This window comes from Thalassotalea eurytherma (genome assembly GCF_030161415.1).
GTDB lineage: Bacteria > Pseudomonadota > Gammaproteobacteria > Enterobacterales > Alteromonadaceae > Thalassotalea_G > Thalassotalea_G eurytherma.
In genome coordinates this window covers 232143-246194 of record NZ_BSSU01000001.1, presented here as the reverse complement: position 1 = coordinate 246194, position 14052 = coordinate 232143, and the positions used below count along the sequence as shown (strand labels likewise).

General features: G+C 42.8%; 11 protein-coding genes. 10 read left to right on the top strand and 1 reads right to left on the bottom strand.

What is annotated here, in order from left to right:
* Window positions 1-8: 8 nt before the first annotated feature.
* From glgC to QQK02_RS01045, 10 genes are all read left to right on the top strand, one after another.
* Window positions 9-1310, top strand: a complete 1302-nt coding sequence (gene glgC / locus QQK02_RS01090) for a glucose-1-phosphate adenylyltransferase (protein WP_284206084.1) — start codon at window positions 9-11, stop codon at window positions 1308-1310.
* A 36-nt stretch (window positions 1311-1346) separates the two neighbouring features.
* Complete coding sequence (locus QQK02_RS01085; protein ID WP_284206083.1) at window positions 1347-2885, top strand: glycogen synthase; 1539 nt, start codon at window positions 1347-1349, stop codon at window positions 2883-2885.
* A gap of 372 nt (window positions 2886-3257) precedes the next feature.
* On the top strand, window positions 3258-4286 hold the full coding sequence (locus tag QQK02_RS01080) for an efflux RND transporter periplasmic adaptor subunit (RefSeq protein ID WP_284206082.1): 1029 nt from the start codon (window positions 3258-3260) through the stop codon (window positions 4284-4286).
* Window position 4287: 1 nt separating this feature from the next.
* Window positions 4288-7395: an efflux RND transporter permease subunit gene (locus QQK02_RS01075; protein ID WP_284206081.1), complete on the top strand. Its 3108-nt coding sequence runs from the start codon at window positions 4288-4290 to the stop codon at window positions 7393-7395.
* A gap of 151 nt (window positions 7396-7546) precedes the next feature.
* Window positions 7547-7945, top strand: a complete 399-nt coding sequence (locus tag QQK02_RS01070; RefSeq protein ID WP_284206080.1) for a hypothetical protein — start codon at window positions 7547-7549, stop codon at window positions 7943-7945.
* Window positions 7946-8025: 80 nt separating this feature from the next.
* On the top strand, window positions 8026-8640 hold the full coding sequence (lexA, locus tag QQK02_RS01065) for a transcriptional repressor LexA (RefSeq protein ID WP_284206079.1): 615 nt from the start codon (window positions 8026-8028) through the stop codon (window positions 8638-8640).
* Window positions 8641-9039: 399 nt separating this feature from the next.
* A complete protein-coding gene (gene coxB, locus QQK02_RS01060) occupies window positions 9040-10593 on the top strand; it encodes a cytochrome c oxidase subunit II (protein ID WP_284206078.1) in 1554 nt (517 codons plus the stop codon).
* 12 nt (window positions 10594-10605) lie between these two features.
* A complete protein-coding gene (gene ctaD / locus QQK02_RS01055; protein WP_284206077.1) occupies window positions 10606-12204 on the top strand; it encodes a cytochrome c oxidase subunit I in 1599 nt (532 codons plus the stop codon).
* A 103-nt stretch (window positions 12205-12307) separates the two neighbouring features.
* On the top strand, window positions 12308-12850 hold the full coding sequence (locus QQK02_RS01050; RefSeq protein ID WP_284206076.1) for a cytochrome c oxidase assembly protein: 543 nt from the start codon (window positions 12308-12310) through the stop codon (window positions 12848-12850).
* Between the two features lie 25 nt (window positions 12851-12875).
* Window positions 12876-13760 (top strand): cytochrome c oxidase subunit 3, encoded by an 885-nt coding sequence (locus QQK02_RS01045; protein ID WP_284206075.1) that lies wholly within the window; start codon window positions 12876-12878, stop codon window positions 13758-13760.
* A gap of 70 nt (window positions 13761-13830) precedes the next feature.
* On the opposite strand, the gene QQK02_RS01040 is transcribed toward QQK02_RS01045, so the two are convergent.
* Complete coding sequence (locus tag QQK02_RS01040; protein WP_407704990.1) at window positions 13831-14046, bottom strand: DUF2909 domain-containing protein; 216 nt, start codon at window positions 14044-14046, stop codon at window positions 13831-13833.
* Window positions 14047-14052 lie beyond the last annotated feature (6 nt).

Sequence of the window (14052 nt, the reverse complement as noted above, 5' to 3'; positions counted from 1 at the left end):
GAGTGCCTATGCCCAGCTATGAAAATCGTTATATCAGTAACCTTACTCGGCAAACTTACGCGATAATTCTCGCCGGCGGACGTGGCTCTCGCCTAAAAGAGCTTACCGATTGGCGCGCTAAACCTGCAGTGTATTTCGGCGGTAAATTTCGTATCATCGACTTCCCGTTGTCAAATTGTATTAACTCAGGCATTCGCCGAGTGGGTATTGCCACACAATACAAGTCACATTCTTTAATTCGCCATATTAATCGCGCATGGGGACATTTTAAGAAGGAACTCGGCGAATCAGTAGAGATTTTACCAGCATCGCAGCGTTACGGTGATGATTGGTACTGTGGTACCGCCGATGCCGTTTTTCAGAACATTGACATTATTCGCCATGAACTACCCAAATATGTGATGATTTTATCAGGTGACCATGTTTATCGCATGGACTACGCTGGTCTAATAGCCAGCCATGTAGAAAGTGGCGCAGATATGACGGTATGTTGTATTGAAGTTGAAAAAGAAGAGGCAGCAGGCCGCTTTGGCGTAATTAGTGTTGATGAAGACAATCGCGTGACCAAATTCAAAGAAAAGCCTGAAGTTCCTGATACAGTGCCAGGAAAGCCCAATACGGCATTAGCTTCAATGGGTAACTATGTATTTAACACAGAGTTTTTATTCGAACAACTTCGTCGTGATGCCGAAATTAAAGGTTCAGGTCGAGACTTTGGCAACGATATTATTCCACGTATTATTGAACAGCATAAAGTCTACGCCTTTCCGTTTCGTTCACCAGGGCAAGGTCAACCCTATTGGCGCGATGTCGGTACCTTAGATTCATTCTGGGAAGCCAATATGGATTTAGTCTCTACCGAACCCGATTTAGATCTCTACGATGAAACCTGGCCAATTTGGAGTTATCAGGAACAACTTGCACCAGCAAAATTTGTCTTCGATGACGATACACGTCGCGGCATGGCAGTTGACTCTATGGTTTCAGGTGGCTGTATTATTTCAGGCTCAACGGTGCGTCGTTCATTGCTGTTTTTTAAAGTCCACATTCACTCGTATTGTGATGTCCAAGAATGTGTGATTTTACCCGGCGTAGTTATTGAGCGAAACTGTACCATTAAACGCGCCATTATCGACCGTAGCTGCATTATTCCTGAAGGCATGACCATTGGTGTTGATCCTGAGCAGGATAAAGCCAATGGCTTTCGCATCACGGACAAAGGGATTGTTTTGGTCACGCGAGATATGTTGTCATTACTTGAAGAACAACACACAAACAAAAAACAAACGTTAGAGGTTGAGCTGGGCTAAAATGCCCAGCAGCAATATGCTACAACGAGGTAATCAATGCGAATTTTGATGGTCGCAGCAGAGAATGATGCTATCGCCGGTATGAAAGTTGGTGGCGTAGCTGATGTCATTCGCGACATCCCACAAGCGCTAGCAAAACTAGAGCAAACATTAGACGTAATCGTGCCAGACTACGGGTTAATCATTGATCGAGAGCCACACCAATGGGTTGCCAATATTCAGGTTTCTTTTAAAGGGCAATCTGAACATGTTGGCCTCTATAAATTAACGAAGCAAAACGGCGAAACTAACGTCCAACAATGGTTAGTAAAGCATGATTTATTTGCCATTGGCGGTAAAGGTCAGGTGTATTGTAATGATCCCGATAACCGCCCGTTTGCAAGTGATGCAACTAAATTTGCTTTGTTTAGCGCCGCGGTAACCGAAGCGCTTCATCAGCAAGCACTTCCTCGTCCTGATTACATTCACTTGCATGACTGGCATTCAGCATGTGTGGCGGTGCTGATGAAAAGTGCGCCTTGCTATCACGACATCGCCCAGATCCCTCGGGTATTTACCGTTCACAACATTGCATTGCAAGGCATACGCCCGTTTAAGGATGATGATTCTGCTTTTGAAACTTGGTTCCCACACCTCAGTTACAATGGCGAGGTAATTTGCGATCCTCGTTACCCTCATTGCTTTAACCCTATGCGGGCAGCTATAAATTTATGCGATAAAGTTCACGTTGTATCGCCTAGTTATGCGCAAGAGGTTATACAGCCAAGTCAGCCTGAGCTCGGCTTTTTCGGTGGAGAAGGGATAGAGGCAGACCTGCAACATGCGCAAGCACGAGGGCGTTTATCTGGCATCCTTAATGGCTGTGAATATGGTGTTCAATACAACAGTGACACAAGCCTTGATGATTTCTATCTCGTAGCAGAAAAAGAAATACTGCGCTGGGCAGGTCAAAATAGCGTACTGCAAAGTGCTCACTATCTCGCATCGCAACGTCTACTGGGGTGGCAAAACACGCCAAGTGAAGGGCCCTTGGTAACGAGTGTTGGACGATTAACCGATCAAAAGATGTTACTCATGCGTGCTGGTGGACTCCAGAAAACCTTAGACGTGCTTAAAAGCAAAGACGCAAGACTGATAATCTTAGGCAGTGGCGATCAAACACTTGAGCAAGAATTAACGAAAGTTATGGCGATTAATGATAACTTTTTATTCTTAAATGGCTTCGCGCTGGGGTTATCAAATCAAATCTATAGCTTAGGCGATTTGTTCTTAATGCCTAGCTCGTTTGAACCATGCGGTATTAGCCAAATGCTAGCTATGCGAGCAGGGCAACCTTGTTTAGTTCATGCAGTAGGCGGGTTAAAAGACACGGTATTGGACATGGAAAATGGCTTTGCATTTACTGGTGAATCACTTAAGTTACAGTTGAACGCCCTGCTAGCATCTCTTGAGCAAGCGCTTAATATATATAGTGATCACCCCGAGCAATGGCATGCAATCGCGGAAAAGGCAAAACAAACACGCTTTACTTGGCAAGATAGTGCAAAAAAATATCTCACTCAGTTATACATCTAGTTTGCGTTTATCTTAGCTTCTTGGCTTTGGGTGCTCTGCTAGCAAGGCATAGATACCTCACTCACAGAGCATTTTTATGAGCATCTATACGTTATAAGGAATAAGATAATAATTCAGTGTCTTTGAGTTACTCAGTGATATCAAGTAATAACGTGTTATACCGCTTGAATGATAAAAGTTGCACATGTCAGTAAAGACTCATAATTCATTTGATCATGCCAGTCACTACTCAGCGTATTTTTCATGCGCTTCATCGAAATAAGTGTTCTATAGTTAATCATTGTTAGCTGTAATCGAGTATATAAGAGGCAAAAGGTTTTTATTTTTTATACTCAAGGGTTTATTGGTGACTTGGGTTTGTTAAGGAAGGTTATGAAAGTACTTATCACGATTATGGCAGTTATCTTATTTCTGCCCAACTCAAGTATCGCTAATGAGCGCAAAAGTCCGCCTGCAAACGTTATCCTAGAAAATATGTCATTTCAGCCAATTCAAGTTAGCATCGAGACAGTGGGTACCGCCGAAGCACAAAAGTCTGTCAGTTTATTTCCAGCGACATCCGATCGTGTTACACAAGTTGCATTTCAGCCGGGAGACTATGTCGAAAAAGGTAGTGTATTACTTGAGCTTGATGCGAGACGTCAGTTGGCAGCATTAAGACGAGCTAAAATCGAATTAGCCGATCAGCAACGTGACGTTGATCGACTAATCAAAAGTCATGTTAATGGCGCAGTGACTGAATCAGAATTAGACGAAGCAAATGCATTATTAGATCTGGCGAAAATAGCAGTAACCGAAGCACAAGCTGACTTAGACGATCGAAAAGTTGTCGCGCCATTTAGTGGTTTTGTCGGGCTTACCGAAGTTGAAGTCGGCGATCGAATTAATCAGTCCACGTTAATAACAACGATCGATGATAGAGCACAACTCTTTATCAATTTTTCTGTACCTGAATCAGCCTATAGTTTAGTTGACCAAGACACGAGTGTTGAAGTGCAGCCTTGGAACAATCGTTCAGCTTCCTTTAACGCGTCTCTATCACAATTAGATAGCCGTATCGATGCGCAAAATAGAACCTTAAAAGTACGCGCCGTGTTAGACAATAGTGACGACTTATTTCGACCAGGACTAAGCTTCAAAGTGTCACTCAATGCTAAAGGCGCGGTTTACCCAGTGGTACCTGAAGCCGCACTAGCATGGGGAGCGACGGGGTCATATATTTGGCTAGCTAAAGACGGCAAAGCTGTTAAAAAAGCGGTGTCGATCAAACAGCGATTAAGAGGTTTCATCTTGGTAGAAGGAGACTTTGCTAATGACGACGTATTGATCGTTGAAGGCATTCAGCGCTTAAGAGAAGGTGCTGAGGTTGTTGCAGCAAGTGCCTTAGCGGTGAAGGATTAATATGTTAAACCTATTTCAAAATAAAGATGATTTACCTTCGCTATCGGTGCGTCGCCCTGTCACCATCATAGTACTTAACATCCTCATTATTATTGCAGGCATGTCGGCTATTTTAGGCTTAGAAGTACGAGAACTGCCAGATGTTGACCGTCCGATCGTAAGTGTGCGCGCTAACTTCCCAGGAGCAGCGCCTGAAACCGTCGATAATGAAGTCACTCGACGAATTGAAGGTGCGGCTGCGAGAGTCAGTGGTGTGAAATCAATTAGAGCGCAAAGTGAAGAAGGTTTTTCACGCATTGTCGTTGAATTTAGACCAGGCATTAATTTAGAAGATGCCGCTAACGAAATGCGCGAATCGATTAGTCGAGTTCAGCGCCAACTGCCAGAAGAAGTAGAACGCCTTTCTATCGTTAAGGCCGATAACGATGCTCAATCGGTGATTAGTTTAGCCATTGCTAGTGAGCGCTTTGACATGGAAACGGTCGCCGAAATCGTTGAACGCGATATTTCACCACTATTTTTGGCAATACCAGGAGTTGCGGATGTCAGACTAAATGGTGAACGCCAAAGAGTATTAAGAGTCGTAGTCGATCCAATGAGACTAGCAAGTTTTGGCTTGTCATTTACTCACGTTTCTAGTGCCTTACGTTCAGCGCCATTTGATGTGCCCGCCGGCAGTCTGCGATCAACAGATCACCAAGTAATAGTTAGAGCAGATGCCACCTCAGTAACAGCCGATCAAGTTGAGAACATCATTGTTGAAGGAGATACTCGCATCGGTGATATTGCCACGGTTTACTTTGGACCGGCAGATGCCAACAGTTTTGTTCGACTCAACGGTAAGCCGGTTATTGGGCTGGGTGTTATTCGTCAGGCCAGCGCCAATACCATCGAGATATCTGATCAAGCCTTGGCTATGGTTGATGAACTCAAAGAGCGCTTCCCTGAGCTTGAGATATACACGACCTCAGATGATGCACAGTTCATCCGTAGCTCTGTTGAAGAAGTTATTAAATCTCTCGGTTATACCGTGTTATTGGTTGTGGTTACTTTGTGGTTGTTTTTAGGTAGTTGGAAAGCCACCTTAGTACCTGCACTTTCAATTCCCGTTTCTTTAATTGGTGTACTGGCGATAATGTGGTCGCTCGGTTTTTCCATCAATATCTTAACCTTACTTGCGCTTGTATTAGCGACAGGCTTAATTGTAGATGATGCTATTGTTGTCTCTGAAAATATTCAACGACGAAAATCTCAAGGCATTAAAGCAAAAGCAGCGGCTGTTGTGGGTTCACGGGAAGTCTTTTTTGCCGTTGTCGCCACCACTGCCGTATTGGTTGCCGTATTTGTCCCGATAGCGTTTCTTCCTTCAACGGCTGGTAAGTTATTTAGAGAGTTTGGTGGCGTATTAGCGGGGGCAGTTATTATTTCCTCCTTCGTTGCTTTAACACTAGTGCCAGCACTAAAGGCGAAAATTATCGGCGCATCTAGCGCTTCTCAACCAGTTTTCATGGCTAAATTGGGTAAAAAAATTGTTGATGGCTATGAGCGCGCATTGTCATTTTGTATTCAATACGGCTGGCTTATCTTGCTACTAAGTTTAATAGCTGCTGGCACTGCGACTATGCTTTATCAGAAGGTCGATAAAGAGCTATTGCCATCAGAAGATCGAGGCAGTGTTCGTATCTTTGCTCGTGGCCCAGATGGTGTCGGCATCTCTTATATGGATCGTCAAGCACAAGCGATGGAAGATATCTTATTGCCCTATGCGAATTTGGGGGACATCGACTCGATTCGCACCGTTGTAGGCCAATGGGATCCAAATATCGTTTTCATGACGGTAAACCTTAAAGATTGGGCTGAACGAGAAAATAGTCAGCAGAAAATCATTAATGAGATACGACCTAAATTGGCCGCGATACCAGGCGCACCTGGTCGTGCCTTCGGCGCAAACAGTCTTAATTTAAGAGGCCAAGGTGGTGGCTTCCAGTTCGCCATCACTGGTGAAAGTTATGAAGAAATCTTTAAAGTAGCCCAAGATTTTAGCGAAGCAATCGAAGCTCAGTATCCTGAATATGGTCAACCCAGAATTTCCTACCAACCTACTCAGCCTCAAATGCGTGTTCATATTGATCGCAATAGAGCTGAAGAACTCGGTGTGCCATTTGCCGATATCAATCAAACATTACGCGCTGCCATCGGTGGTGATGATATAACAGATTTGAATGTTGGTGATCAGGCCATTCCTATTATTTTACAGTCCTCTTACAAGGATTCGGCTAACCCTTCAGATTTAACAAACCTTTATGTCGCAGCGCGAAATGGAGAACTCGTTTCTTTGTCGTCAATTGCCTATATTTCTGAAGAAGGTGTCGCAGCAGAGCTTGAGCGACATGCACAACGCAGAGCGATTGAAGTTGATTTAGAATTGCCTGACAGCATGCCCATGGCCGACGCGGTTAGCACCCTGCGAGAATTAGCTCGTCAACATTTACCCAATGGCTACGGACTCGTGTTATTAGGTGAAGCCAAGACATACCAAGAAACAGACCAACAAGTCACCATGACCTACTTAGTCGCCTTCTTAATTGTTTTACTGGTGCTCGCTGCCCAATTTGAGAGCGCCACGAGCGCATTAGTAGTGATGTTAACGGTACCTTTTGGTATTGCGGCCGCTATCTTTGCCGTATCAATTACCGGTACAACCATTAATATCTACTCACAAATAGGCCTCGTCATGCTGATTGGTTTACTGGCGAAAAACTCGATATTGCTAGTGGAGTTTGCTGACCAATTGCGTGATCGGGGCGCAGACATCAAAGAAGCAATCATTGAAGCTGGTAAAGTGCGCCTAAGACCAATTATGATGACCTTATTATCGACCGTTTTAGGTGGGCTACCGCTTATTATGTCAACAGGAGCTGGCGCAGAAGCACGAAATGCTATCGGCTGGGTAGTCTTTGGTGGTTTAGGCATCGCCGTGATATTTACTCTCTTTTTAACACCCGTGTTATATGTTTGGTTGGCTCGTTTTGCAAAACCAAGAGCAGATCAAGAGCAACGTTTAGCAAATGAGCTATCAGAAGCAGAAACACCATCATTATCAAAATAATAGTTAAGTAATCTCCTATTGCATCGTGTAAACAAGTTGATGTGGTCACAGTAATTTGACCACATCATATTTCACTACCATCAAGCTGTTAATGCTACAAATACTCACTATAGTGTTGTTAAAGTAACGCATTTATTAAGCAGGGCTCGTTATGAGTCGAAACCAAACCAAAAGAAAGAGACCTTACCAAGTTTCAAAAAACACCATCCGAGATGATTTCATCGACAAACAGGTGTTAGCTATTCACAAGGCGATGGCAAAGAAAGTATTGGCGCAACCCGCATTAATTGATGTGGTGAAATCGACATTAGAAAAGAAGCGTAAAGAAGGGCGAATGAGCTATAGCGCGTACTTAACTTGGTTTAGTTTATTAGACATTGCACTCGACGATCCGAAAGCATTTTACGACGGGGTAATCGACTACGATAAAAGAATGCGACGACTAAGACGCACGACACCATTTATTAACATTTTAACTGAAGAAGAACGTCAACAGGCTATAACATTAGACGCTACTGGTACCTTAGACAATCTTAACTTTATGCTTTAAATCAATATTTGTTCTTGCGTTTGAAAATTTGCTCGATATACTGACAATAAATACACCACTGTACGAAACAACAGGTTAGTATGCGCGAATTAACAAAACGACAAAGTGAAATTTTTGATCTCATTAGAGAGACGATAAACGCGACTGGAATGCCGCCAACTCGCGCTGAAATCGCAGAACACTTCGGTTTCCGTTCAGCAAATGCCGCGGAAGAGCACTTAAAAGCCCTCGCTAAAAAAGGCTACATTGAAATGCTGGCTGGTACCTCACGTGGTATTCGCTTAGCTGAAGAATTTATTGTAGAAGAAGGTTTGCCATTAATTGGCCGTGTTGCTGCTGGTGAGCCTATTTTAGCGCAAGAGCATGTTGAAGATACCTATAAAATTGATGGTAGCCTTTTTCACCCCAATGCCGATTACTTGCTGCGAGTTGATGGCGAAAGCATGAAAGATATCGGTATTTTAGATGGCGACTTACTCGCTGTTCATACCACACAAGATGTCAAAAACGGGCAAGTTGTTGTCGCTCGAGTAGAAGATGATGTTACCGTTAAACGCTTTAAACGTGAAGGCAACATTGTCTACCTTCATGCGGAAAATGAAGATTTTGCGCCAATCAAGGTCGATTTATCACAACAAGCATTTAATATTGAAGGATTAGCCGTTGGCGTTGTAAGAAATGCTGATTGGATGTAATTCATAAACCGTACATTTCTGAACTCACAAATTTAGCCAACGTTTAACGTTGGCTTTTTTATGTCGCTTATTCCCTCTAGCCCACGCCACACAACGGTTAAAATTTAACCAGTCACACATTTAACAATTAGAGTAGTTACTCAGCTGATATTATTAAACTTTTTTACTTCCTTTCGAAAAAAAACGCTAGACCTTGGTTAATTTTTAGGTAATTCTAGAATAGAAAACACCCAAAAAATAAACATTATTACAACAATAAATCAACGTAATCGCGCTAACAATTCTATTACGTTAATTAAATAAAAATAAAAATTAGAGCAGAACTTAGCAACAGTGATCTGAGTAGTACGCTTAAAACTGAGCGCTGTTTTTTTGCTTTTAAAAAGGGAGGGATGTCGTGTGAAAAGACGTAACCTAGGTTGGCTGTTGTTGGGAACACTGCTTTCCAGTTCAGCTTGGGCAGACAGTAAGCTAAACCTTACCAAAGGTGTAACCGCTGTCAGTCAGGAAGTTTATGACCTACATATGCTAGCCATGTATATATGTACGGCAATCGGTATCATCGTATTTGGTGCGATGTTTTGGTCTATGTTCTTTCATAGAAAATCAAAAGGTGTAAAACCTGCAACGTTTCATGAAAGTACCAAAATAGAAATTCTATGGACCGCCATCCCCATCGTTATTTTAGTTGCAATGGCGATACCTGCCACGACAACGTTAATCAAGATGGAAGATAACACTAACTCTGACATTACCGTGCAAGTAACAGGCTCTCAATGGAAATGGCATTATAAATACTTCGACCAAGACATTGAGTTTTTCTCTGTATTGACCACACCTAAAGAGCAATATGACGAGCGTCTGGGTGCTAATGCAGAAAAAAGCGAAAACTACCTCCTTGAAGTCGATAACCCTCTCGTTATTCCAGTTAATAAAAAAGTACGCTTCCTGATTACCTCAGACGATGTTATCCACTCATGGTGGGTTCCAGCATTCGCTGTTAAACAAGATGCAAACCCAGGCTTTATTAACGAAGCATGGACAATTGTTGACACACCAGGTATTTACCGCGGCCAATGTGCTGAATTATGTGGTAAAGATCATGGCTATATGCCAGTAGTTGTTGAAGTGAAATCTGAAGAAGATTACGCGCAATGGGTTGAAGATCAAAAAGCACTCATCGCACAAGCTAAAGCTGCAGAGGAAGCATCGCTGAATGCTTCGCTATCGTTAGATGAACTCATGAACTTAGGTGAGTCAACGTACACAGCTCATTGTGCTGCTTGTCACCAGCCAAATGGTGAAGGTTTACCACCAGCATTCCCAGCATTAAAAGGAAGTGCTGTTGCAACCACAGGTGATGCCAATACGCATATTGATATTGTGGTAAATGGTATCGCTGGCACAGGTATGCAAGGCTATGGTAGACAATTATCAGCTAAAGAAATCGCTGCTGTTGTTACCTATGAGCGTAATGCTTGGGGCAACAATACCGGTGACGCTGTGCAAGCGGCAGACGTTGCTGCTGTAAAAGGTGGAGACTCATCATCAGCTAGCGATTCAGTTGAAAGTACGTCAGTAGCCGTTACTGAAGCTGTTAAAGAAGCAATGCCTGCTGAAGACCTGACCAAACAATATTCAATGGATGAAATGATGGCGATGGGCGAGGAGGTTTATATGGCTTCATGTTCAGCTTGTCATCAAGTAACAGGCGCAGGTATGCCACCAGCATTCCCATCACTAATAAACAGCCCATACATTACAGGTGATGTCACCGCTCATATTGAAATGGTGGTCAAAGGTAGTAGCAAGAATCCAGCAATGCAAGGTTTCTTAGGTACATTAACAAAAACACAAATCGCAGCTGTGGTTACTTATGAGCGAAATGCTTGGGGTAATAGTAGTGGCGATCTTGTACAGCCAGCAGATGTTGATGCTGTAAGTGGCCAATAGGGAGTTCGAATAATGACAACTGAAGCAATTCATGATTCGCACGACAATCACGACGGCGAACATCACGATCACAAAATGACAGGAATAAAGCGTTGGTTGCTAACAACTAACCACAAAGACATTGGTTCAATGTACCTTTGGTTCTCTTTCATTATGTTTTTAACTGGCGGCGCAATGGCAATGGTTATTCGCGCAGAGCTATTTCAACCAGGTTTACAAATTGTAGATCCTGATTTCTTTAACCAAATGACAACCGTTCACGGTTTAATTATGGTTTTTGGTGCCATCATGCCGGCCTTTACAGGTTTAGCTAACTGGATGATACCTATGATGGTAGGTGCGCCAGATATGGCGTTACCACGTTTAAATAACTGGAGTTTTTGGATACTACCTTTCGCCTTTAGTATTTTATTGGCGTCGTTCTTTATGGAAGGTGGGGCACCAAACTTCGGCTGGACATTCTACGCGCCACTATCAACAACTTATAGTAATGGTAGTACCGCGTTCTTTGTATTTGCCGTCCATATTATGGGTATTTCCTCAATCATGGGCGCAATTAACATTGTCGTGACTATCATGAACATGCGCGCACCTGGTATGACGTACATGAAGATGCCATTATTCGTTTGGACATTCTTTATCACGGCCTACCTGCTAATTGCCGTAATGCCCGTGTTAGCCGGCACAGTAACCATGGTACTAACAGATACTTACTTTGGTACGAGCTTCTTTGACGCCGCAGGTGGTGGTGATCCAGTCTTGTTCCAGCATATCTTCTGGTTCTTTGGTCACCCTGAAGTTTACATCATGATTTTGCCGGCCTTTGGTATTGTATCTACTACCATTCCTGCATTTTCACGCAAGAAACTATTCGGCTATAGTTCAATGGTTTATGCAACCGCCTCAATCGCATTCTTATCGTTTATCGTATGGGCTCACCATATGTTTACAACAGGCATGCCGCTCTTTGGTGAGTTGTTCTTCATGTATTGTACGATGCTAATTGCTGTGCCAACAGGCGTAAAAGTCTTTAACTGGGTGGCAACAATGTGGCGCGGGGCAATTTCATTTGAAGTGCCGATGCTGTTTTCCATCGCCTTTGTGATCTTGTTCACTATTGGTGGATTCTCTGGCTTAATGCTTGCGTTAACACCAGTTGACTTCCAGTATCACGATACATATTTCGTGGTTGCTCATTTCCATTACGTACTTGTAACAGGTGCCCTGTTCTCTATTTATGCAGGTGCATATTATTGGTTACCTAAATGGACTGGTTTCATGTTTGATGAAACATTGGCGAAAGCACACTTTTGGTGCTCTTTAATTTCAGTAAATCTATTGTTCTTCCCAATGCACTTCTTAGGTTTAGCGGGCATGCCTCGCCGTATTCCTGATTACGCATTACAGTTTGCCGACTTTAACAAATGGGTCAGTATTGGCGGATTTGCCTTTGGTCTATCGCAACTTATTTTCTTATGGGTTGTTATCAAGTGTATTAAAGGTGGTGAGAAAGCCCCGGCAAAACCTTGGGATGGTGCTGAAGGTTTAGAGTGGACGGTACCTAGCCCTGCGCCGTATCACACATTCGAAACACCGCCGAAAATAGATTAAATGTTTTAGGCTTGAGCATGGAAGAAATCACGGTATACCACTTCCACGCTCAAGCAAAAAAACAACGTTTAACATATTATTGAAATTAAAGTAGAGACACGTAATGACACAAACAACCGACCAAAACATTAAGAAAACAGTCAAAAAACTCGTGCTTGTAGTTTTTGCCATGTTTGGTTTTGGTTTTGCGTTGGTTCCGTTATACGACGTGTTTTGTGATATCACCGGATTAAACGGCAAAACCAATACAGAAGCAGCAACTGCGCTGATTGATGGTGTTGATGAATCGCGTACAGTGAAGGTTCAGTTTATCAGCCGAACAGCTCAAGGCATTCCGTGGCAATTTGCCCCAATGACCAATGAGATTTCTGTACATCCAGGTGAAATGAAATTAGTAAAATTTTACGCAAAAAATGAATCTACGCGCGATATTATCGGACAAGCCGTACCGTCAGTATCACCGGGCGTTGCCGCAGTATATTTTCAAAAAATTGAATGTTTTTGTTTCAACCACCAACCGTTAAAGGCACAAGAAGAAGTAGAAATGGCCTTACAGTTTTACGTTGATCCAGAACTTCCTGAAGATGTAAAAACGCTAACACTGTCGTACACACTGTATGACATAACCGCCAAAGTAGAATCATAATGATTTGCGGAAAAGGAGAATAGCAATGAGTTCAAAAGAATATGAAAGCTATTACGTGCCGGCACAAAGTCATTGGCCAATTATCGGCGCCGTAGCACTATTTTTAATCGCAATAGGTGCTGGTAAATACGTTTCAGTACTTAAAACAGGTGAAGCTAGTTGGGGTGGCTATGTGCTACTTTTTGGCATCGCCATGATCATATACATGGTGTGGGGCTGGTTCTCTAACGTCATTAACGAGTCAATGGCGGGCAAGTACTCCCACCAAATGGACAACTCTTTTAAGCAAGGTATGAGTTGGTTTATTTTTTCTGAGGTGATGTTCTTCGCAGCATTCTTTGGCGCGTTATTTTATGCGCGCATGTTTTCTGTGCCTTGGTTAGGCGGTGAGGCAAATAATGCCATGACGTGGGAAGTATTATGGCCTGAGTTCCAAGCCACTTGGCCACTGATTAAAACACCAGATGGCACTGAAACTACGGCAATGGGTTGGTATGGCTTGCCGCTTATCAACACAATTTTGCTACTAACATCATCAGTAACTGCACATTTTGCTCATGTATCATTAGAGCAAAATAAACGACCGCAATTAAAGGCGTGGATGTGGGCTACGGTTATTTTAGGCTCTGTGTTTTTATATCTACAAGTATTGGAGTATCAACACGCTTATGCAGATGACATGAAGCTTTATCTTGATAGTGGCATTTATGGTAATACCTTCTTTATGTTGACGGGCTTTCACGGCATGCACGTAACGCTTGGTACGGTTATGTTAATTACCATGCTTGTGCGTATCTACAAAGGGCACTTTACACCTGAGAATCACTTTGCTTTTAAAGCGGCTAGTTGGTACTGGCACTTTGTTGACGTTGTATGGGTATTCTTATTCGTCTTTGTATACGTTTTATAACGCATCAAGTAAAAAAGGTGACGGCATATGTCGTCACCTTTTTTATTTCTTATTGACTGAACAATAGAAATTAATATGGGCGTGGGTTGGGAGTTATCACTCCCGTCACAATTAATAAAAGAAGCACAATCACAATCGCTGCCGAGGTAGCAACACGACGACCAATAAATTTTGACATTGGTGGCTGGTTTGGATCATTTTTATTCATTATCACCAATGCCCTAAATAAGTTAAACACCATATAAAACATCGCGCCAACGAGTAGTATTTTGAACAATATCAACATAAGATT